The 21,909-nt window shown below is 55.2% G+C and carries 16 protein-coding genes; 9 read left to right on the top strand and 7 right to left on the bottom strand.

Features of this window, described 5'->3' with window-relative positions:
- Nucleotides 1–18: 18 nt before the first annotated feature.
- A complete protein-coding gene (locus SH139x_RS27595) occupies nt 19–1,107 on the bottom strand; it encodes an LOG family protein (protein WP_488352936.1) in 1,089 nt (362 codons plus the stop codon).
- Between the two features lie 266 nt (nt 1,108–1,373).
- On the opposite strand from SH139x_RS27595, the gene SH139x_RS27590 reads away from it, so the two are divergent.
- Nucleotides 1,374–3,341 carry a glutamate-cysteine ligase family protein gene (locus tag SH139x_RS27590; RefSeq protein ID WP_488352935.1) on the top strand — a complete coding sequence of 656 codons (1,968 nt, stop codon included), beginning with the start codon at nt 1,374–1,376 and terminating at the stop codon, nt 3,339–3,341.
- Nucleotides 3,342–3,579: 238 nt separating this feature from the next.
- On the opposite strand, the gene SH139x_RS27585 is transcribed toward SH139x_RS27590, so the two are convergent.
- Both SH139x_RS27585 and SH139x_RS27580 read right to left on the bottom strand, forming a co-directional pair.
- Nucleotides 3,580–4,764 (bottom strand): hypothetical protein, encoded by a 1,185-nt coding sequence (locus tag SH139x_RS27585; protein WP_488352934.1) that lies wholly within the window; start codon nt 4,762–4,764, stop codon nt 3,580–3,582.
- A gap of 53 nt (nt 4,765–4,817) precedes the next feature.
- The gene (locus tag SH139x_RS27580; protein ID WP_488352933.1) at nt 4,818–5,717 is read right to left on the bottom strand and encodes an OmpA family protein; all 900 of its coding nucleotides are present in this window, start codon (nt 5,715–5,717) and stop codon (nt 4,818–4,820) included.
- A gap of 96 nt (nt 5,718–5,813) precedes the next feature.
- Here SH139x_RS27580 and recG point away from each other — a divergent pair, with 96 nt between their 5' ends.
- Entirely contained in the window at nt 5,814–7,991 is a 2,178-nt protein-coding gene (gene recG, locus SH139x_RS27575; protein WP_488352932.1) for an ATP-dependent DNA helicase RecG, read from the top strand.
- Here recG and SH139x_RS27570 read toward each other — a convergent pair.
- Nucleotides 7,955–9,031: a DMT family transporter gene (locus SH139x_RS27570; protein WP_488352931.1), complete on the bottom strand. Its 1,077-nt coding sequence runs from the start codon at nt 9,029–9,031 to the stop codon at nt 7,955–7,957. The two genes, recG and SH139x_RS27570, sit on opposite strands and share 37 nt — an antisense overlap.
- Nucleotides 9,028–10,320 (bottom strand): CCA tRNA nucleotidyltransferase, encoded by a 1,293-nt coding sequence (locus SH139x_RS27565; RefSeq protein ID WP_488352930.1) that lies wholly within the window; start codon nt 10,318–10,320, stop codon nt 9,028–9,030. The genes SH139x_RS27570 and SH139x_RS27565 overlap by 4 nt, the downstream gene beginning before the upstream one ends.
- A 149-nt stretch (nt 10,321–10,469) precedes the next feature.
- On the opposite strand from SH139x_RS27565, the gene SH139x_RS27560 reads away from it, so the two are divergent.
- The 3 genes from SH139x_RS27560 to SH139x_RS27550 all read left to right on the top strand — a co-directional run bounded on the left by SH139x_RS27560 (nt 10,470) and on the right by SH139x_RS27550 (nt 13,495).
- Entirely contained in the window at nt 10,470–10,862 is a 393-nt protein-coding gene (locus tag SH139x_RS27560; protein WP_488352929.1) for an NUDIX hydrolase, read from the top strand.
- A 121-nt stretch (nt 10,863–10,983) separates the two neighbouring features.
- The gene (gene fabF, locus SH139x_RS27555) at nt 10,984–12,231 is read left to right on the top strand and encodes a beta-ketoacyl-ACP synthase II (protein ID WP_488352928.1); all 1,248 of its coding nucleotides are present in this window, start codon (nt 10,984–10,986) and stop codon (nt 12,229–12,231) included.
- 181 nt (nt 12,232–12,412) lie between these two features.
- On the top strand, nt 12,413–13,495 hold the full coding sequence (locus tag SH139x_RS27550) for a transposase (protein ID WP_488352927.1): 1,083 nt from the start codon (nt 12,413–12,415) through the stop codon (nt 13,493–13,495).
- A gap of 365 nt (nt 13,496–13,860) precedes the next feature.
- On the opposite strand, the gene SH139x_RS27545 is transcribed toward SH139x_RS27550, so the two are convergent.
- Both SH139x_RS27545 and SH139x_RS27540 read right to left on the bottom strand, forming a co-directional pair.
- Complete coding sequence (locus SH139x_RS27545) at nt 13,861–16,161, bottom strand: protein kinase domain-containing protein (protein ID WP_488352926.1); 2,301 nt, start codon at nt 16,159–16,161, stop codon at nt 13,861–13,863.
- Nucleotides 16,162–16,164: 3 nt separating this feature from the next.
- Nucleotides 16,165–16,725 (bottom strand): ECF-type sigma factor, encoded by a 561-nt coding sequence (locus SH139x_RS27540; protein ID WP_488352925.1) that lies wholly within the window; start codon nt 16,723–16,725, stop codon nt 16,165–16,167.
- A 373-nt stretch (nt 16,726–17,098) separates the two neighbouring features.
- On the opposite strand from SH139x_RS27540, the gene SH139x_RS27535 reads away from it, so the two are divergent.
- From SH139x_RS27535 to SH139x_RS27520, 4 genes are all read left to right on the top strand, one after another.
- Complete coding sequence (locus tag SH139x_RS27535) at nt 17,099–18,085, top strand: YHYH protein (protein WP_488352924.1); 987 nt, start codon at nt 17,099–17,101, stop codon at nt 18,083–18,085.
- A gap of 177 nt (nt 18,086–18,262) precedes the next feature.
- Nucleotides 18,263–19,708 (top strand): flavin monoamine oxidase family protein, encoded by a 1,446-nt coding sequence (locus tag SH139x_RS27530; RefSeq protein WP_488352923.1) that lies wholly within the window; start codon nt 18,263–18,265, stop codon nt 19,706–19,708.
- Nucleotides 19,701–20,612 carry a hypothetical protein gene (locus tag SH139x_RS27525; protein ID WP_488352922.1) on the top strand — a complete coding sequence of 304 codons (912 nt, stop codon included), beginning with the start codon at nt 19,701–19,703 and terminating at the stop codon, nt 20,610–20,612. The genes SH139x_RS27530 and SH139x_RS27525 overlap by 8 nt, the downstream gene beginning before the upstream one ends.
- Nucleotides 20,613–20,702: 90 nt before the next feature.
- A complete protein-coding gene (locus SH139x_RS27520) occupies nt 20,703–21,815 on the top strand; it encodes a heparan-alpha-glucosaminide N-acetyltransferase domain-containing protein (RefSeq protein ID WP_488352921.1) in 1,113 nt (370 codons plus the stop codon).
- Nucleotides 21,816–21,909 lie beyond the last annotated feature (94 nt).

Raw genomic sequence — 21,909 nt, 5'->3', positions numbered from 1 at the left:
CGCGCTGCGGGCGATCGATCAGAGATTGCGATAATCGGGATCTTCGCCATCCTCGGGCGCGTTGATGTAATCGATCAGCGTTCTCAACCGCCCGAGACTGCGGCGATCAAAATGTCCGACCAATCTCGGAAGTTCAGCTAGCTCGCTTTCGTCTTTTTCTTCCGGAAAAGCGGTCGATTGCTCAAACTTGCCTTCCACCAAGATGTCGTTGAAACGGGTGTTTACCTCTTCGAGCAATTGAGGTGAAAGTGGCGATTTGAGCCGCAGAACTAAGTGGTTGCGGACGTACCGCATGCTATGAAAGACACGATAGAAACCGAGGATTTCTTGCACCGCCTCGTCTACCGAATCGGTGACGCGATAGAGTCGCACATCTTCGGCGCTGATCATGCCCCCTTCGAGCAAATGGCGATCAATAAAGTGGCTGAGGTCGCGGTAATAGCTGCCACCAGGAGCATCAAGGAAGACCACGGGCAGCATCGTTTGTTTGCCGGTTTGGAGGAGAGTCAGCGTCTCCATCGCTTCGTCCAAGGTGCCGAACCCGCCTGGCAAACAAGCCACAGCTGAGCATTCTTTTACGAACATTAATTTTCGCGTGAAAAAATACTTCATCGTCACCAGTTTGGGATCACCATCGATAATCTCGTTGGCTCGTTGCTCAAAGGGTAACATAATGTTCAGCCCCATCGATGAATCGAGCCCGGCACCGCGATGGCCGGCTTCCATGATGCCCCCGCCGGCTCCCGTAATTACCATCCAGCCATGCTCGGCGATGGCGCGGCCCAGTTCGGCGCCCGCCAGATAGGAGGGGTCGGAGGCCGGGGTTCGTGCGGAACCAAAAATGGTCAATTTGCGCCGCCGCCGGTAGGGCTGGAATACCTTGAAGGCATAGCGTAATTCACGCAGCGTCCGGCTGAGGATTTTCACATCGCCCCGCGACGGTTGGTCCGATTCCAAACGCAGAATCGTTTGTCGCATGAGGTCGAGCAGATCCTCAGAGCGGACGTGAGTTATCGGCTCGTCGGCTGGTTGCGGACGATTGTGTTCGTCATCACCGATAGCTTCTTCGGGGAACGCGTTGTGGTTGTTTTCTTGTGGATCGTTCATCAAGGCTCTCAGGGCAGGGACGCCGCGGTGGGCTGACGACTTGCTCGAGGCATCCGCCGCGCCGGGACTGAGCAGATATTGAACACCTAACTAGGCCGTAATGCTAGCCGTTGTCAATGCTATTGGTAGTCGATGCTCTTGGTATTCAAGATTGGCCGTCGGTCGACTTTCACGCGTGCCACTGGTAGCTGGTATGCTGTTCGACTGCGAAAGCAATCAGCTGGCAAGTGGTTTCAGAACTGGAAACGTCGTTGGAGAGCTGTCAAATGGGCGATCATTGTATCGAGCAACAAACGTCCGCACGCCAACGACGCGTGTTGGCTGCCAGGCTACTGGATGATCTGTTGGCGCTCGAGGAAATGGCCCAGCGAGGTATGTTGGAAAGTGGCATCCGGCGGATTGGTGCCGAGCAGGAGTTTTGCCTCGTCGATGCAAATTTTCGACCCTCATGCCAAGGGACTGAGGTGCTCGCGGAAATAGACGATCCGCACTTTACCACCGAGTTGGCACTGTACACACTTGAACTGAATCTCGATCCGGTGCGGCTGCGGGGGGCCGCTTTATCGACGTTGCATCAGCAGTTAGACACGCTCATGCTGCGAGCGCGTCTGGCTGCGGAAAAGCATGGGAATCGGATTATTCTCACCGGTATTCTGCCCTCGGTCGGCATGTCGGAAATGGATGCTCGTTTCATGACTCCCTCGTCGCGCTATCATCAGTTGGAGCAGCGAATTCGCGAGCTTAGAAATCACGACTGCGTGGAACTGTTTATCCAAGGTGTTGACGACTTGATGATACGTCACGACAGCATTTTGTTCGAAGCCTGTAACACTAGTTTTCAGACTCATTTGCAAGTCGATCCGTCAGCCTTCGTCGACCAATACAATTGGGCGCAAGCGATTGCCGGTCCGGTCCTTTCCTTGGCCACCAATTCACCATTGTTGTTTGGACGCGAACTGTGGTCGGAGACGCGGATCGCCCTGTTCCAGCAAAGTGTTGACACTCGTTCCCGTGATCATGGTTTGAGGCAACGACAAGCGCGTGTCTATTTTGGCAACCGCTGGATTCGCCACGGGATTCAGGAAATTTTCGAAGAGGATATCGCGCGTTATCCGCTAATTCTTAACACGGCGACCGAAGATAGCCTCGCCCAACTGGCGCGGGGCGAGGTGCCTAAGTTACGATCATTGGCATTACACAACGGGACGATTTGGAAATGGAACCGTCCCTGCTTCGGCTCGGATGGCAAAGTGGCACATCTGAGGCTGGAGAATCGCTACCTCCCCGCCGGTCCGACGACTGCCGATGAGATTGCCAATGCGGCTTTTTGGATCGGTTTAATGTGTGGAATGCCAGGAGACTATTGCAATCTTTGGGAGCGGATGGATTTCCGAGAAGCCAAAGAGAACTTTTTGCGAGCTGCCCAGCATGGTCTCGACGTTGAATTAACCTGGCTTGGCAAGAACGTTAACGCTCGCCAATTGATTTTGGATTTCCTGTTGCCGATGGCCCAGGCCGGTTTGGAGAGTCAAGGGCTCGATGATGCGGACATTACCAAATATCTGGGGATCATTGAGCATCGTGTCGTAAAGCGTATGACGGGGGCCAAGTGGATGAAGTTAACGATGCGGGAGACTGACCCGAAGATTGATTTGTTAGAACGTCAGACCGCACTTACGGCCGCCTGTTGGGAACGGCAGAATTCAGGTCAAGTCGTTGCCGATTGGAAAGTTCGCCCACTGCAAGCGTTGTCCGGAACATCGATCCTTGAGGAGCGGGTTGATATGTTGATGACGACTGACATTATTACCGTTTTCGAGGAGGACTTATTAGAGTTGGTCGCTCGCATCATGCAGTGGCGGAGCATCAGGCACGTGCCGGTTGAGAACGAATCGGGCGAGGTGCTGGGGATTATCACTTGGACCGATTTGCAACGTTTCTTGAACGCAGCGAGCGAATCTGCCAGCGAAATCGCCAGCCCCGTGGCAGGCGAGCAGCGAACGCAGCAGACCTCCGGCGACGATCTGGAGCAGGCCAGCCCGATCAATCCTGAACTGCGGGTCGCCGCGGCGATGGTTCGTGAGCCCATCTGCATTGCGCCGGAAGAACCTTTGCGAATGGCCCGCGCCATGATGCAACAACATGATGTCAGTTGTTTGCCAGTGGTTCGCAATAAGAAACTGTTGGGCTTGCTGACGCGACAGGATTTATTGCGGTTTGAGCAGCGATCTTAGTGGGTTGCCGATTTAATGTGTGGCGTCGCTTCATCATTCTCCAGTGTATAAGTTATGATTTGAAGTTTTGTAGGAAGTTACTTGGAGCCGAATCCGATCCGGCGGGGCGTTGCTTCAAATGTAATTGGTTGAGCTAAAGAATTGCTCTTAAGCGCATTCGCTGACGTGAGTAGGTTTCTCAGTCAAGCAATCAAGAGTTAGCAAACGTTATGCCAGAGACTGGCGGGTTGCTAGGCGATTAGGAGCCTTTGTCAGCACGTTTGTGCGGATGCATTTTGCGGTTGAAGAGTTGCGGATCAAAGGGATCGTCGAGACGAGGCAATCGCACGGGGACGGTGGTCGCTTGCCTTGAGCGGGGAGTCTGCGGTGGCGGTGATTGCGAGTTTGCCGCATTAGTCGTGCTGGCTATCCCAGTACCGGCTATCCCAGTACCGGATTGCCCAGTACCGGATTGCCCAGACTCGGATTGCCCAGTACCAGCTCGTGCGAGGGGAGTCGGTGACTGGAGCGATTGGTCGGCCCAATTATCAGCTGCTCGGTTCGGGTTGGTGCTGGCTGCGGCAACTTGTTCGATCCAATCCCGCAGGCGGTTTTCTGTTGTTTTGGTGCGTCCCTCCAGCGGTGCCTCGGAGGTTCCGCCGTGGGCCTGTTGGGCTTGGACCAGCAGGGGGCTGTTGAGTGGTTGATCGCTGTTGATCCATTTGACAACTTCTTCCAGGTTAGCGAGCGTGATGGCTTGCGAGGGACGGGCCGCGCCGATGCTGTTGGAACGAAATTGAAAAGCGGCTTGCGAGCCGTTGCCATGGCAAGCGGCGGTGGCACAGCGATTATTCAGCAGTGGTTGAATGGTCACGGCGAATTCGCGAATTAGCCGCGAGCTTAAATTTTCGCTGACAGGCGGCGATTCGGAGGAGGTGCCTGGGTCGGTCCTTGTTTGCGCAGGCAATGACAAGGTGTGTCCAACTTGCCTGACTGCCGTGTCCCGTTCAGCTGTGCTTTGCGTTGGGCGCTCCAGTTGGGTCCGCACTAAATCCAACTCGGCCTTCAGCAACGGCAGTTGCGGGTAGTTAGGATCAAGTTTTGTGATCGCTTGCAGTTGTGCCTCTGCGCCTGGCAAGTAGTTATGGCGGAGGCACCATGTCGCCAGTCGCGAGTGTTCGTAGATATCGTTGGCTGGGAGGTGGTCGATTTGAAACTGGTAAAGTCCGGCTAGGTTATTTGCCCAGCAAGCGACACGTGAGCGAGGAAAGCGAATTTCTCCGTTGTGCTGGATGAGGATCACGCGATCGGGTTCTTGGCGGACGGATCCCTTCAGCACTGCGTAATCGCCGCGAAGCATCAGGAATCCGGCGGCTGGCTCCTCGGCGGCTGGCTGATCGCCGCTAAGGTCGCGACTGGAGATCAGCAGGGTTGCGGCTAGCATCGCAGGCAGCAGGAGAAGTGAGAATCGATGCATGGGAGGCGAGCACGCGGCAGTTAAAACGTATCTGGATAGATGACAATTTCGACGCGTCGATTTGCGGCGCGTCCGGCCGCCGTTTGATTCGATTGCCGAGGACTCAGTTGCCCATTTCCGGCAACCGTGATGGCTTGACTGGCCACGCCCCCTTGTTGGACCAACAGTTGGGAGATGGCGTTAGCTTGCGCGGTTGTCATTTGCTGTGGATTTGCGAACACTCCGCCGGGAATCGGGCCATCGTCGCAGTAGCTTTCCACCGCTAGTCTTTGCCGCGGAGCCAAGCGGGTGATTTGACTGGCCAAGGGAGTCAGCAGGCGGGCTGCTTGGGGAAGCAGTTGTGCGGTGCCCGGCTGGAACAACTGGTCAGCGGGCAATATCACGCGAGCCGCATCGGCCTCGAAATTGACGGGAAATCCACTGGCCTTGAGCGCTTCGCCAATTTGCCGCGCGTTGGTGTTGGCTTGCAAGGTGGCACCTCCGCGATAACGTGTGGAAGCCTGCAGGCCCTCGAATTGTTGTGCCGTGCGAGCAGCCGCCAGTCGTTCTTCTTCTAGGCGCTGCACGGTGTCCGCCAGTTGGTTCCTTAGCAAGCCCAGCTCGTCGCGGTAAACTTGTGCGTGCTGTTCGCTTTGCGCCAGCTGGGTTTGTAATTGACGATTGTCTTTGTCGAGCAACTCGACTCGCCGCTGTAATTCGGCAATTTGTGCTTGGCCGGCTGAAAAAGCGTCTTGTCCAGCGGCGTAACCGGGTGGCATTTGCGGGTTGCCCCAGGGACCGCCGGCGGGAAAACCTGGGCCCAACGGATAGGGGCCCTGTGTACAGCCCGCCGCCAATAGCGTAAAGATGATGGCTGAGGCGAGTTGGCAGAGCCAAGCGTTTTTTTTGGTGATCGCCGTCCGCACACCGAAGTCCTTCAATGGGTGAAAATGTCCGCGGGTGGGGATGGTAGGAAGCAGGGAACGAGCGACGCAAGATCGATTTCATTTTCATTAAAGATTTTGTGAGAGCATGCAATGGCGACAACACGGCCAACCACGCGGCAAACGCAAACGCCCTCGCCAGCGACTGCGGGCAACGCCACCAGTAATCCCGGGAATGCCAATCCCAGTAATCTCTCCACTCCAGCTCAATTTCTTCGCGGGGTGGGGCCGCAGCGGGCTGAGTTGTTGTTGAAATTGGGGATTCGCAACGGTCAAGACGCGCTTTTTATGTTTCCCCGAGATTATCAGTATCCGGCCCCACCGGCGCTGATCGCTAATTTGCAAGATGGTCAGGAAGCGACGATCGTGGGCACGGTCGTGGAGCTTGATCTGCGGGTCACGCGTCCTGGCAAATCGATCGCCGGCATTTTGGTGGAAGATGAATCGGGGGATGCTCGTTTGCTGTATTTCAATCAAGCCTATCGCTTGGAAAAAATCAGCCGCGGTGATCGGTTGATGGTCAGTGGTACGCCACGAATGAACGGGTTTCGGTTTGAGTTTGTCCATCCTCAGACCACGTTGTTGGACGGTCACGAGGAATTGGGCGAAGAGCAAATTTTGCCGATTTACCCGCTGACCGAAGGGCTCAAGCAGGTCGAGATGCGACGGATTATGGCCAGTGTCGTTGAGCAGTTGGTCGACCAGGTGCAGGAAGTCATGCCGGACGCAATTCGTAAAACCGCTTCGCTGGAATCGATCGGTGAAGCTCTGCGGAACATCCATCGACCCGCTTCGGCCACTGACTTGGAGCGAGCTCGGCGGCGATTTATCTTTCAAGAACTGTTGTTGCAACAACTTGCGTTGGCGATGCGTCGCCGACGTTTGACGACCGATCTGCGGAGTCCGGCTCTGGTTCCATCGCCGGAGATCAACGCGGCGATTCAACGTCGTTTTCCTTTCCAGTTGACCGCCGATCAACAACGCGCCATCAGCGAAGTGGGGCGTGATATGTCGCGGCAATTTCCCATGAATCGATTGATTCAAGGGGACGTTGGCAGTGGAAAAACGGTGATTGCCCAGTATGCGATGCTGTTGGCCGTGGCTCATCGTCACCAAGCTGTTTTGATGGCTCCGACCGATGTGCTGGCGAGGCAGCACCAACGAACTTTTGCCACCGCCTTGGCGGAAAGCCGCGTTCGCATTGGTTTGTTGACAGGTTCACTCAAAGCGAAAACGCGAAAGGAAACAGTTGCCCGCGCGGCGGCCGGAGAGATCGATTTGCTGATCGGCACTCAAGCACTGTTATATGATGGTATTGAGCTGCCCAACTTGGGGTTAGTGGTGATCGACGAACAACACAAGTTCGGTGTTAATCAGCGAGCACGTTTGCGCGGTGACGGAATCAATCCGCATTATTTGGTTCTTTCGGCTACGCCGATTCCGCGGACCGTTGCCATGACCATGTTTGGAGATCTTGAAGTCAGCGTGCTGAGAGAAAAGCCTCCCGGGCGCGGGGTGGTGAAAACTTATTTGGCCAAGGATGGTTGGCGCGAGCGTTGGTGGCAGTTTGTGGCTGGGCGACTGGACGAGGGCCGCCAGGCATACGTCGTGGCACCGCTGGTCTCTGAAGATGCGGAAGCACAGGCTGGTCGCGGCGAAGACATCTCATCGGCGGAGGCTACTTTTGAGCGGCTCACGCGGGGACCGTTTGCCAAATATCGTGTCGGGTTACTCCATGGCAGGATGTCTGCGGAGGAGAAAAACGATGTGATGCAGCGGTTTGCCGAGGGGCGTCTGCAAATGTTGGTTTCGACGACGGTGATCGAAGTCGGCATTGATGTGCCCAACGCAACCGTGATGACGATTTTGGGGGCCGAACGATTTGGCTTAGCCCAACTTCATCAACTTCGCGGCCGCGTCAGCCGTGGCAAACACGTGGGGCATGTGGGGGTTTTTACCGACGGGACCAGTTCGCCGGATGAGAACGCGAGGTTGCAAGTGTTGGCGGAAACGCATGATGGATTTGAGTTGGCTGAGGCCGATTTTCGCATGCGTGGCCCGGGCGATTTGCTCGGTACTAAGCAGAGCGGTCTGCCACCGTTGTTGATCGCCGATCCGTTGCGCGACCTTAATGTGTTGATCGAAGCCCGCGAGTTGGCTCGCGAATTAATCGAGGAAGATCCTTTGTTGGAGATGCCCGGTTATGAGAGACTGAAACATCAACTCGCCCGTCGCTACGGTGCGGTGCTGGATTTGGGCGATGTGGCTTGAGCGTTGTTTTCGGGCTGCTTGCCGGATGAGGATTTGCTGCGGAAAAATCTTCGCGGCGAGAGGCTTTGGCCACCGGAGCCAAGCACCACTAAGCCGGCAACTGTCAACAGTGATCCGATCAGCAACGGTCTGGTCAGTGGTTCGGAAAACATCAAGACGCCCATCAACGCGGCCAGGGTGGCTTGGGTGGCGTTCAGCAAGTTGACCGCCACCACGGGAATGGCGCGCAAGGAGAAAGAGAGCATAAAAAAGGCCGCCATATTAAGTCCGCCGGCGATGAACATCATTAGCCATTGGCTGTTTGATGTTTCCGCAATTTTCTCCAGTCCCATTTGATTGACGGCGATCGGACCCAGCAATAAGGCGCCGACTGTTCCGGAGATGCACATTGCCAGCGGCACGCTCATGCCTTCGCGCAGCGAGCGCCGGAGGGCTACTCCGAAAAATGCGTATGCGACACCCGAAATGATGATAGTCAGCAGTCCGAAAGCCATTCGCTGCCAGGTGATCGCACCTTCGATGGTGATGGCTTGGCCACCGAGTGAGAGCACGCTGGCTGCAACGATCAACACGATGATCGCCACGATTGTGCGCCGCGAAACGGGTTCACCCAGCATCACGCGTCCTAAGATTGCCCCGGCAATAATCATGGCGCTGAGGTTTAGCGGTACGGCTAAAGCCAGTCCGATAATGCCCAGGGAAACTTGAAACAGCAGGTTTCCGAATAATTGCCCGACGGTGACCCCGGCCAGCAGCAGCGGCAGCGTTCGCCACGACGTGGCCACGGGTCGGCCTCGCCAGCGGAGCAACAGCAGCAGGGGCAGGCAAGCTAGAATCGTGGGAATTGCCTTGACAGCAGAAACCAAAATAGCATCGGTTTCTGTTGCTGCGCGGAGAGCCGCGTTAGCGCCGGCGTATCCGAGTGCGGCGGTCAAACCACAGGCTGCTCCGGCCGCTGGCCCTAGGGGTACAGCGTGCTGGGATGCAACCGGCTGGGATGCAGTTGACTGGGTGATAAGATTCGCAGTGGTTGGTTTCACGAGGGGTCCACCCAGCGCTGCTCGGAGACTGCAGATAGTGCTTCTTCGCTCGAAGAAATTTCGCCGTCCAGTTGTGCGGCTCGCGCTCGCTCCAGTAATCGCTTGAACTCGGGGCCTGGTTGTAGGCCGAGTGAGATAAGGTCGGCGCCGGTCAACAGTGGTGGCGGATTGAGCTGGTCGGGAGGGAGTTGTTGAGTTGCCGCCAGGCGCTGCCAAGCTGCTGTTTCAGTGTGAGTGGAAGCGATTGTGGCTCGCGTGAGTTCAATGGCACAACTGCTGTGGCGACTGACCAGCAAGGGCTGTAATTCTGACCAAGCTATTAGGTCTGCGTTAAGCAACTGGGGTAGGTATTTGAGCGCGGTGTGTGCGGCGGCGGATTCTTCATTGGATAATCGCCAGTTGCTGGCCAGTTCATCGAGAGCGGTTGCAGCGGCTTCGCCAGCGCTTCCCGCCAAACCGGCTAGACGTGCCGGGAAATCCCCTGCGGTCAGTTCTCGCAATAGAGCTTGCAGGGAGTTCATGCGTTGCGGATCGGATAACGCGGTATTCAGGCTGGGCATGATCGCGGCGGCGAGTTGGCTTTCGAGCAACAGTTCGACGCCCCGGTCGGCATGTTTGTTAGCTAGCAGGCGTCGCATTTCGGCCCCGATCCGTTCACCGCTGCAGACGGTTACATCGGCGGCGTGTTCGCGAACAGCTTGGAAGGTCAGTGGTTCGATGGCAAAGTTGTAGGTGGTGGCAAAGCGGACTGCTCGCAGCAGACGCAGTTTGTCCTCAGCAAACCGCGCGACGGGATTACCGATTGCCCTTAATTGTCGCTGGGCCAAGTCTTCATGACCGCCGACAAAATCAATGACTTGTTTGGTTAGGGGGTCAAAAAACATGCCGTTAATGGTGAAGTCTCGGCGGTGCGCGTCGAGTTCTGGAGTGCTAAAGTGGACGACATCAGGGCGACGGCCATCGGTGTAGGCACCGTCGCTGCGAAAAGTGGCCACTTCTACCGGGTCGAACTCACCACGTCGCTCGGGTAAAACAGAGACCACTCCAAAGGAAACGCCGATTGCCAAGGTGCGTCGAGGGCCAAATAGCTGTTGGATTTGGTCGGGTCGCGCGTTGGTAGCCACGTCGTAATCTTTGGGGCGGCGGTCGAGTAGCGCGTCGCGAACGCATCCCCCAGCCAAGTAGCCGATGAAACCCGCTTCGCTCAACTGGGCGATCGTCTGCAGTGCCAATCTCGCTTTGGGGTCGGCAGCAATAATCGCGGCGGCTGCCGTGTCGCTGTGATGCATGAATGGTGCGTTTGTTCTGGGCTGCGAGTCGAGGCGATGGAAGGGATAATCTGTAACTAATGAGGAATCGCGTGACATCGAACGAGGACCACAGGCCGGCGATCTCATTCCCCGTTGGCGCCCCGAATCCGCGTGGGCGTCGCGGGGTCGTGGCTATTATCTTGCGCGATAACACCTTTCTCGTCATCCGCCGATCGCAACAAGTGGCGGCTCCGGGGCTGATCTGCTTCGCTGGCGGGGGCATTGAAGCTGGGGAGAGCTCCGCGGAAGCGTTGATTCGGGAAATGGATGAAGAGTTGAGCCTGGACGTGCGACCAGTGGAGCAGGTCTGGGACAGCGTGACTAGTTGGGGAACGGCGCTCTCCTGGTGGACAGCAGAGATTGCCGCGGACGCAGTTCCTGTCCCCAATCCGGCCGAAGTAGCTGAGGTGTTTTGGTTGTCGCCGGAGCAGTTGAGTAAGCAGGCTGGATTGCTTCCCAGCATGCCACAATTCTTGGCTGCTTGGCGAGCTGGCCTGTTTGAATTGCCAATCAGCCCTTAGCATTGAGAGCGCGGCTGGACGGGGCGGCCAGTTAGCGGTTGTTTGCCTCGCCCGCAATGGTCTTTTTATGACAGCACCTTTTAGCGATTCCTCAAAACACCTTGGATAGATCGGTACCCCAATGAGCGGAAATCGGGATGTGGTAATCACTGGCTATGGTTTGGCCAGTCCCCTGGGTTGTGACTTGGCAAATTTTTGGCAACGGTTGATTGCGGGTGAGAGTGGGATATCGCTGATTGAACGTTTTGATGCGAATTACTTGCCAGTTCATTTTGCTGGCGAGGTGAAGAATTGGGAAGCGATTAGCGGGGAGATGTTTGACAGCAAGGATCGCAAGCGGCTGGATCGTTTTTGCCAATTTGCGCTGTGGTCCAGCGAGCAGGCGGTCCGGCATGCCGGATTGGACTTTGCCTCCATTGACCGCACTCGCTGCGGGGTGGCGATGGGCAGTGCGATTGGCGGTTTGCAAGAGTTGGAAGATCAGCACAGTCGTCTGCTCGAAGGGGGGCCGCGCCGGGTCTCGCCATACACAATTCCTAAGTTGCTGGCCAACAGCGCCAGTGGTCTGGTATCCATCCAGTACGGGTTACAGGGGCCCACGACCTGCGTCGCAACCGCTTGTGCTTCGGCGAATCAATCGATTGTCGATGCGTTGCGGATGATTCGCAGTGGTCAAGCCGACTTAATGATTGCCGGGGGCGCCGAAGCGGCGATCGTTCCGATTGCGATCAGTGGTTTTGCGCGGATGCAGGCTCTATCGACCCGCAACGATGATCCCACGGCAGCTTCGCGCCCGTGGGACGCGGAACGGGATGGATTTGTGATGGCCGAAGGGTCAGCGGCCTTTATTCTGGAATCAGCCGATCATGCGAAGTCTCACGGTCGTGCACCGTTGGCCTATTTGATGGGAGGTGGCATTAGTAGCGACGGTTATCACATTACATCACCCCGAGAAGACGGAGGCGGTGCCGCGGTCGCGATGGAAATGGCAATTCAAGATGCTGGACTCAGCGTTGGCGACATTCAATACATCAATGCGCACGGCACCAGCACTCCGCTGGGTGATCGCGCGGAGGTGGCAGCCATTCATCGTGTTTTTGGCGGCCATGCAAAGTCGATCGCTGTCAGCAGTACGAAGAGTCAAGTGGGGCACTTGTTGGGAGCGAGCGGTGCGGTGGAGTTGGCTGCATGCTTACAGGCAATGCTTTATCAAACTGCCCCGCCAACGATCAATCACCATCAGGCTGATACCGATTGCGATCTTGATTTCGTTCCCAACGAAGCTCGTCCCATGACGATCGACCATGTGCTCAGCAATAGCTTTGGGTTCGGCGGGCACAACGCCTCGCTGGTGGTGGGGCGGTGCTAAGTAATTAAGAGCTGATGCCGGCGAGATAACTACCAGGGTAAATTTTGTAGTCAATCAAGCTGTGTCAATGTGTTCATTGGTTATTTTTGAAATTCTCCCGGCAGGGGGTTGGGTATGCGCGGAAATTTGCTAAGATGCGGGCGTACAGTTCCAGTTGTTTCCACTTTCTGGAGGGTTTGCTATGCCTCGCGGTGCCCGTTCCGCCGTCTACGATCCCACTCAGCACGGCGTCTACCACTGTTTCAACCGTACCACTCGCAGAAGCTATCTCCACGGCGTTGATCCGCTCACCGGAGTCGACCACTCACACCGCAGAGAATGGTTTCGTGCGCGGATGAAGTTTCTAATTGAAAAATTCTGCCTAGACTTACTGTCCTATGCTATCATGCCAAATCATTGGCACTGCGTCATCAGGAACCGGCCCGACTTGGTCGAGCAGATGTCCGATCGCCAAGTAGCCATCCGCTGGCTGTCGATCACTTCGAGGAAACCGACTCGAGGAAACAATGGCGGGAAAATTCGGGAGTGTGAAATCGATGCGATCCTCAGCGAGCCCGAGTATGTAAAAGCACTCAGGGTGCGGCTTTCCGATATCTCTTGGTTCGTCAAGCTGATGTGTCAGACCGTAGCTCGCAAGTGTAACATTGAGGACGAGTGTACAGGTCACTTCTTTGAGGAACGTTTTAAGCTCAATGCGCTCGAAGAGCAAGAGCACGTATTGGCCTGCATGGCTTACGTTGATCTCAATCCGCTGAAAGCCCACCTCGTCGATTCGCTCGACGATCCTAACGCCATGGTTTCGATTCGCGAGCGGCTGGAGACGCTTGATGGGAGCGCGGTGGATTCGTCGGATTGGCTTTCGCCGATTGAATTGTTTGGGGAAGCGGACGGTTTACCGGTGGCGGTCGTTAACGATCTGACGCTGGAGGAAGTGCAGGAGCGTCGCCGGCAGATGGAAGAGGACCTGGGTTGTTTGCCGATGACTTTCGCTTCTTACGTCAATTTGTTGTGGCAATTGGCGATCCAGGCGCGACCCAATTTGCAAAGCCATCCAGCGTTAACTGCGGAGCAGATGCGTGAGGTTTGTTGGCGGAGTGGCCAGCCGATTGATGTGGATGGATTGCGGGAGCAGATCAAAGAATTGCGTAGGCGGAGCAACGCTGACTTGGGTGGTCACGCTTTGATCGCCAGCATGAAGTTCCTTGCCCGCAACACGCCGTCGCGGGAGGATCAAGCGAGTACGGAACCGCTGGCCCCCACATAGCCCGCGAGTCGATTGCGGTTGACAGCGGATCGGCACCGAGTCTCCGGCCAAAAAAAAGATTTAGCCGTTGGTTGGGGCTGAAGGTGTGCGCCGAAAGACAAGAATTCGGCAAAAACAAGCGTAGTTTGCCTCCCTTCGCCCAATTTTTCCTACGGCAGGACCGTCGCCAGCCCAAAATTCCTCCCGTCGCCCATGTTCAGACTATATCACCGCGACCTGTCCCTGTCTTCGCCGCGACCTCAACAAAACCTGTCCCTGTCCTCCTGTCCTCCTGTCCTCGCGATGTGTGTGGCGAGGCCTGTTCCCGATATGTTTTTTCAATATGTTTGAGCTTGATTCGTCTCGACGCATGTGCGGAGATGAGGTCAATGCTGAATTTGGTCAAGAGCCTGCAGGCGGAGTTGTTCGAGCAGCTCGAAATTACCGGGGATTACTCCAGTCACTGTCAAGGTTGCTTCTCGATGAATCTGCAGCTGCTCAATGAAGTCAAACCACGGTGTTTGAGTTCGTCGACGCCCATCGTCGGTTAGCAGATTACTGGCCGCTCGAATAATAGCCGCATGCGACTCCTGCAGTGCAGGCAACGCTTCCTCTTGGCGATTTGTGGCGGCGTAAGCGATTGCAAGTGGTGCTTGGATCAGTCCGACACCGGGCCAGTTGTTGTTTTCAGATTCTCTCAATCGCTCGATGGCCCGCTGGAAGTCGCCAGCCCTCAGATGCGCGAGGCCGCAGACGTATTCGCAGACAGGTCTTGGTAGAAATCCTGGGTCAGGCAAGTTCCGTTGTCCTGTTCTGGGTGGCCGTGAGACGCCTGCGTCTCCGGTGGGGGCACGTCGATGCTGTGGCTGATGACTGCGGGTGGGCATTCTGCGTGAGCCCGGCCGACGCATGTCGCCGAGCCATGCTTCTGCGGTTTTCGCGAGTTCTGCATATGATGCAGAACTTAGCTGGCCAGGAGTTGCCAGACCTAAACGTAAATACTCCCAGCTTTCGATTCTCTGGCCTGCGGCGATCCGCTGTTCGAGGGGAGCTGACAAGCCAGCAAGTGCCGCGTTGTGATCCGTCCATGCGAACAGGGAGGCAGTTCCCCACCATGGCGGCGTGTCGGTCGCCGCTCCCAATTCGATGGCTTTGGCGTAGTCGTCCGCTGCTTCCTCCCATAGGTTCAAGCGAATAAAGAATTGCGCGCGACTGACATATGGAAGATAGTAGCTTGGTTGCTGTTGAACTGCAGTGTCAAACTGATTTCTTGCCTGCTGCCATTGCTGCGAGTCGGCATAGGTTTCAGCGATAGCAATCGCCGCATGTGCTTTCGTCACGTTGGCTGAAAACTGTTCAATTTCCTGTAGAGCCATTTCCTTAGCATTGCGTTCCTGCATGGCAAGTCGCATCTGCCACAGGCTCACGACAGTCCCCAGAGACATTGAAAGAAATACAACGACCCCGGTGGAAAGAACCACTCGATTGCGTCTGGCGAATTTTCGCAGGCGATAGCTCATACTAGGTGGGCGAGCTTCGATCGGCTGTTGCTCTAGAAATCTTGAAACGTCAGTTGACATTGCAGTAGCCGAGTCATATCGGCGGACGCGGTCCTTATCGATCGCCTTCATCACGATCCAATCAAGGTCGCCGTCAAGCGAGGCTGAAAACTGACTGTTACTGACCTGTCGGTATGCTGAAATGGTAGTGAGCCTGTCGCCAAACATGGTCACTCGTCTGCTCGGCCGTGGCGGTTCCTCTTCGCGAATGATCCGCCGCATTTCATCAAGCCCCGCAGAGTCAAGTCGTTCGCGTTCGAAGGGCGTTGTGCCACTGAGTAGTTCATACAGCAGTACTCCCAACGAGTAGATATCGCTCCGCGTGTCGACATCCAGTCCGTTCATCTCCGCTTGCTCGGGACTCATGTAAAGCGGAGTGCCGATCATTGAGAAAAAGCGAGTATAAATAGTCTTATCTGTCAACGACTGGCCAATAGCTTTCGCAATACCAAAGTCAATGACTTTGACAATAGGCTTTTCGTCATGCAGGGTTACCATCACGTTGGAAGGCTTGATATCGCGATGAATCACGCCTTTTTGATGGGCGTGCTGGACAGCTGAGCAAACATCGATGAACAGTTTTAGTCGTTCAATGATCGTCATTCTGCAACAATCCGCGAATTCCACGATCGGCGTTCCACGCACAAGCTCCATCACAAAATAGGGGCGACCATCGGGAGTTACACCGGCATCGAAAATGCGAGCGATGTTGGGATGATCCATCATCGCGACAGCCTGTCGTTCGGCTTCAAATCGAGCGATCACCTCTCTCGATCCCGTGCCCGGTTTAACAATCTTGAGCGCTACTTTGCGACGGATCGGTTGCTCCTGTTGAGCGACGAAGACAAGCCCGAATCCACCTTCGCCGATTTGCTCCATTAGTCGATAGACGCCAATCGTTTGGCCAATCAACTGATTGCCCGACAAAAGTTCTGCCTCAGGAAAGGGCAACGAGATTGGCGGTTGATCCAGCAGGTTACCGGGTAATTCGCTCGCTTCCAGTAACTGCTCGACAGATGCCCTTAACGTGGCGTCGTCACCACAGGCCTGATCAAGGTAAGCGATGCGTTCAGCTGGCCCCAGTTGTTCCAATGCTTGCAGAAAAATTGTTTTCTCAGATCGCAGCACAGCTCATCCCTCCATTTCCCGACGGAGCCACGCTCGAGCATACGTCCAATTGCGTTTGATTGTCCGGGGCGAAACGTCCAGCAGTTCTGCCGTCTGGTCGACGGTCATGCCCGTAAAGTACCGCAACTGGACGATGCGTGCCAAGTCAGCATCTTCGGAAGCCAGCTTCGTTAATGCTTCGTCAAGAGCCAACAACCATTCCAAGTCTTCAGAAGCGACAGCCGCATCGTCGATCGGAAGTTCGACGCGTTGCCTATCACCGCCGCGCTTCTCCGTGCTTTTCCGCCGCGCGCATTCAATTAAAATTCGTCGCATCGCCTCAGCCGCAGCTGCGAAAAAATGCGCGCGACAGTCCCAGGACTGAGCATGCTCTCCCCCCACCAGACGAAGAAAGGCCTCGTGCACCAGGGCCGTTGGTTGTAGCGTGTGAGACGACTTCTCGTGAAGCATTTTACGCGAAGCAAGGCGACGAAGCTCCATGTACACCAACGGCAGCAATTGACTGCCTGCCTGCTGGTCGCCGTTTTGAATTTGGTGCAGAACCTGGGTCACTTCGCCGTTCATCGCGTTGTTGTTGCCTGCCTAGTTTAAAATGGCGGAGATTTTCCTAAAAAAATACTGCAGCGGATTGATTTGCTAACCCACGCTTCGACCGCCTGCTCAGCATCTGTTTAGTGGCGTGTCTGGAAATTGCCATTTTTTAAAAAATTTGGCCCCATTGCGTGGTCAACGACGCATGAATCTTCGCTGGCCGAAGTGTGCTGTGATTTTCAGCTTGTGTTCCGCGTTTCGCTTGTCGCACAGCTTAGCACACATTTTCAAAATGTAACTTATTTGATTTCTAGAAGAGGAGCTTATTGTGAAGAATTCCACAGCTAGTTTCCGCCCTTGCACTCTAGTATTTGGAGCACTGGCGCTTGCCGCCCTTGCACTCGCAATGCCGAGTGTTGCCCTGGCACAGCGAACTCACCGCGTCAATGAAAAAGGGCAACTCATTCCGCAGCCTTCGACGGTGACACCCGATGTTGACAGTGCGGTTTCAATCAAAGTTGTCGGCGACCAGCGTATTATCATAGCGAATGCGATTCCAGCTCACAAAGTCGGCCAATTTCCAAGTCGCGGAAATCCAAACCGCATGACGCCCCAACGATTGGAATACCGTATCCCCGCACATCCGCAGGTTGCCGACGAAGCAACGCCGATGAATGGGGAGTTTGGAGTTGCTATCAACGGCGTGCCTTTCGACCCGTCCGCCGCCGAGGTCTACGCTGGAGATCGAAATTGGCGTTACGAACCTCTCTCCGGGGCAATCGCTTTGGGAATCGACGTTTCGCATGCCCATGTCCAGCCGAACGGGAAATATCACTACCACGGACTCCCGACTGGGCTGCTGGATACGGTGAAGCTGAAATCAAGTGAGCATTCTCCATTGATCGGATGGGCCGCTGATGGATTCCCGATTTACGCAGTTTACGGTTATAGCAACCCGCAAGAACCGAACTCAACTATCGAAAAGCTCACGTCAAGTTACCAGCTCAAAAAGGGTGATCGCCCAGCCGGCAATGCTCCTGGTGGCAAATATGACGGCACCTTCATCCAAGACTATGAATTCGTCGCGGGAAGCGGAGACCTCGACGAATGTAATGGACGTCAGACCGTCACTCCTGAATTTCCCGCAGGCACTTATGCCTATTTCATGACAGAGGAATGGCCTGTTGTTCCTCGCTTTCATCGTGGAACCCCTTCGGCAGATTTTCAGCGAGGTGGCGGAAGGGCCGGCGGCCCTGGACCAGGCAGCCCCGGTGCTGGTAGACCCCGCACTGGCAGGCCGGGCGCTGGCAGGCCGGGCACTGGCAGGCCGGGACCCGGAAGACTGGGCGCCGGAGGTGGCGACGTGGAGTGGCCTGGTCTGAATTCTGAATAAAGGGTTTTGCTGAGGCCTGTGGTTGGCCTATGAATTGGGCTCGTGAATGGTGCCCCGAACAGCGTGAATTCGACCAACTGAGTTTGGTAAACCCTAGTTTCGATTGCTTGCCTGTTTGAGGTTCCGGGAAGCTGGGTATCTCCCTCGTCTTTATCCTATGCGTTTTAAAGTGTTTGAATGTCCTCTGTAAAAATTGCTGTTATAGGAGGGGGGCCGGGAGGTCTGATGACCGCCTACCGACTTGAGCAGATCTCAGCAGTCCCGATCCAGATCACGGTCTTCGAAGCCTCGGGGCGGACTGGCGGAAAAATTATCACGCCGTCATTTCAATCCGCAAATGTGCGCTATGAGGCAGGAGCTGCTGAATTTTATGACTACTCGCATTTCGGCGAAGATCCGTTAAAGGAGTTGATTCAGGAACTCGGCCTTCCCGTTCGCTCCATGGGCGGGGCAGCCTGTATCTTGGACGACTGTGTGATTGCAAACTTGGACGATGTTGCATCGCGATTCGGCGAATTCGCACGCAGTGAATTGATGCGGTTTGACTGTCTCGCTCGAGATGCCGTCGGGCCCCAGGCGTTCTGTTCGTCGGATGACCCCGAGGGGGGCCTTGATCTGCAAGCGACGATGGCTTCCTTTGAACCATTCCTTAACCATCTTCAAGACGACAACGCGCGCCGATACATTGCAGTTCAAATTCATAGCGATTTGGCAACAGAGCCTGACAAAACTAGTCTGCGCTACGGGCTTCATAACTACTTAATGAATGATCCTGCATACATGGCACTTTACGGGATCGACGGTGGCAACGAACGGTTCCCTCAGGAGCTTGTGCGGCGTTTGCAGGCAACTATTCATACCAATCGCCCAGTCTTATCGGTCGCTAAGAAGGATGGGCGGAAGTACCAAGTAACGAGTCGCTTGATGTCGGAGGGAACCATCAGCGAGGACTTTGACTGGGTCGTTATTGCATTGCCTCATGATGCTATCCCGTCGCTCATGTTCCCCGATCGAATTCTGGAGCAAGCAGTTGACCGGCACCTGAAACACTACCATTTTCCAGCTCATTACCTGCGGATCACCTTGTTGTTCAAATCGAGATTCTGGCACCGCCATTTGCAGGATTCGTTTTGGATGCTGGACCAATTCGATGGTTCCTGTCTCTACGATGAATCATCTCGTGTACCCGAACCCAAGCATGGAGTGCTTGGTTGGTTGGTTGCCGGTGAGGCAGCGACCGCTCGCGTCAACTGGTCTGATGACGCGCTGATCGAAGCAGCTCTGGATTCGCTTCCTAGCTGGCTGGAGTCAGGACGTGCCGAGTTCTTGGAAGGGCGTATCCATCGCTGGGCCAACGCGGTGAATGCGATTCCGGCTGGCCGACATCCGCTGCCACACGATCAACGTCACCAACCCGAACCCCAGCAACATCCAGAACTCATGTTCGTTGGTGATTACCTTTTCGACTCGACGCTCAACGGAGTGCTTGACTCGGCAGATTACGTTGCACACTGGATCTCAGCTGAATTGATTCAGCGTCAGCTAATATCGGGCAACCAGAATTTATCCAAGACTGTCTCGGTTGAACCGAGCTGCTACCAGGAGATAACCATTGATGAATGAAGACCGATTTCAGGAATGTCCGCAGCGCAAGTTTCGCTTCGTCGATGCAAATAAACCCCAACTCGGTGAGCGACTGGAGGCGATCCCGCAGTCCCTGGCGAGCAATCGAGTGTCGTTCCAGTTGCGACCTCCCCTTGCGGTGCAAGTTCAGGAGCTGGATGCCAGCTTATCCGCCCAGCCAGCAGAGGTGGTCATGAAAGTCATGGCAGTGGAATCACCAGTACCTGAGACGATACTAGTGGCGGCACAAGCATGGCTCGTTGATGATCAGGCTGCGGTGAAAATGATTCGCAACATGCAGTTACAGGGCTGCACGATTCTGCAATCTGACGCACGTCTGGTTATTTTCACGCTGACCGAGGATCGAATCGTTCCACTGATGGAGGCGATGCTGGAAGCGTTCTTTCTAGAGCGAGAAGTCGGTCGACTGGAATCCGAGCTGGCTGCGAATTGGAGTCGATGGGAGGATGATATTCCGCTGAGTTTTCAGTTTGGTGAACGTCACCTCGGTGCACGGGCGCAATTGCTTGAGAATCACAATGCGGTGCGCATATTTCGCAGCCGTCTGGAGCGTCTATCATCAGCAATCCATGCACCACACGTGTATCCGCCCACCTACGCCAGTCAGGCATCGGAGCGTTATCGTGAGCGGGCTCAGCTCGCCCATCGTCATGAGGTTCTAAGCGAACAACTACAGTCCTTCACGGAGCTCTACGATAGCTGCGCCCAACGAACCAGTGATTATATGATTGCTCGAACAGGACATCAGCTGGAATGGGCGATTATTATTCTACTAGTGATTCAGGTCGTGTTTTCTACGTTTGATATTTTGACCAGCCTGGAAGCATCAGATGCGACAACTCCAGTGATGATCAACCAGCCAATGGAAGCCGACTCCCCATAGGCCGCACAACGCCCGCACTTTCCTGACTTCGTCAAAAACGCTTAGAAACGCAATCAACGGAATGACTGGTTGTCTTAAATAATCGCCAGTTTGGAGCTTAATTTGATCAGATATCTGTCGATTGACGTGATGCGAACTGTGGCCATCTTTGTCATGGTGTGGGTTCATTTTCTAGAAAACCTTTCCGGGGTGGTGCCGATAATATCTGGATTTGGCGCTCCGCTCTTCTCGTTTCTCGCGGGGCTAAGCTACTGTCTATGGAGTGAGCAGCAACGTATAAGAGTTTCGGAAGAAGACATTTCCAAAGTATCGATTCGACGCGGCTTGTTTGTTTTGGGTGTTGGTTTTGCCTTCAATACCCTTGTGTGGTTGCCCGAGGATACTTTCAACTGGGATGTGCTCACGCTGATTGGCACGGCATTGTTGATGTTAAACGGGGTGCGAAATCTGCCTGACTCCGTTTTGCTTGCGGCTGCGGCCGGCTCGGTTTTTGTTAGCCCCATTCTTCAAGGCATGGCCGACTACCACGCCTATTGGCCAGAGAACTACTACGACGGCGATCTAACTTTGTCCGGCATTATGATCGGTTTCTTTGTGGTCGGATATATCCCCTTTTTCCCTTGGATCTCCTATCCCCTGGTGGGCTTCGTCGTTGGCCGGCAATTATGCGGACAGGGTACGACGCCTCGCAGCGATCGAAGGTCGGTGATTCGGATCGGGCTGATACTGCTGACATTCGCGCTTGGCCTCCAGTGGCTGTCATTTCAACTCAGCGCTTCCGCTGCCACCTCTGGATTTCGGCATGTGTTGCCTGGCTGGAAAATGTTCCCACCAACGGTTGAATACGTTATCGGGACAATGGGACTCACGTTGGTGGTGTTCGGGCTCCTGCTGCATTTTATCGATGATTCGCAGCGCTCCGAACGTTGGAAAAGACGGTTCAAGCTCGCAATCCGCTTTAGCCGCTATTCGTTCTCAATCTATATCCTGCATCATCTTGCTCACATTTGGCCGCTGTGGCTCTTCGCTGCGCTCCACGGCAAGACGCCAACCGCTTATTGGCGAGATGCCATGAGTGTTCCCTTTTCGGCCAGCTTGGCGGTGATCTTTCTGGCCGCACTGACCGTGTTCCTCTATTACCGAGGTGAACGAACCCCGAGGGGCATGGAGCGTGCGATGCGTTGGCTGTGCGATTCGCCGTGAATCAGCGGCAGCAGGTTCTTGGCAGCCGAGGGCTCGCCTTTTTCTACCTGCCAGCGACCTCTCGTAATTTGGTAGCTGAGCTCTTCGCAGTTTT

This window comes from Kothea flammea (assembly GCF_052161645.1).
Taxonomy (GTDB): Bacteria; Planctomycetota; Planctomycetia; order Pirellulales; family Pirellulaceae; genus Laterigemmans.
This window is presented reverse-complemented; position numbering and strand designations above follow the sequence as displayed.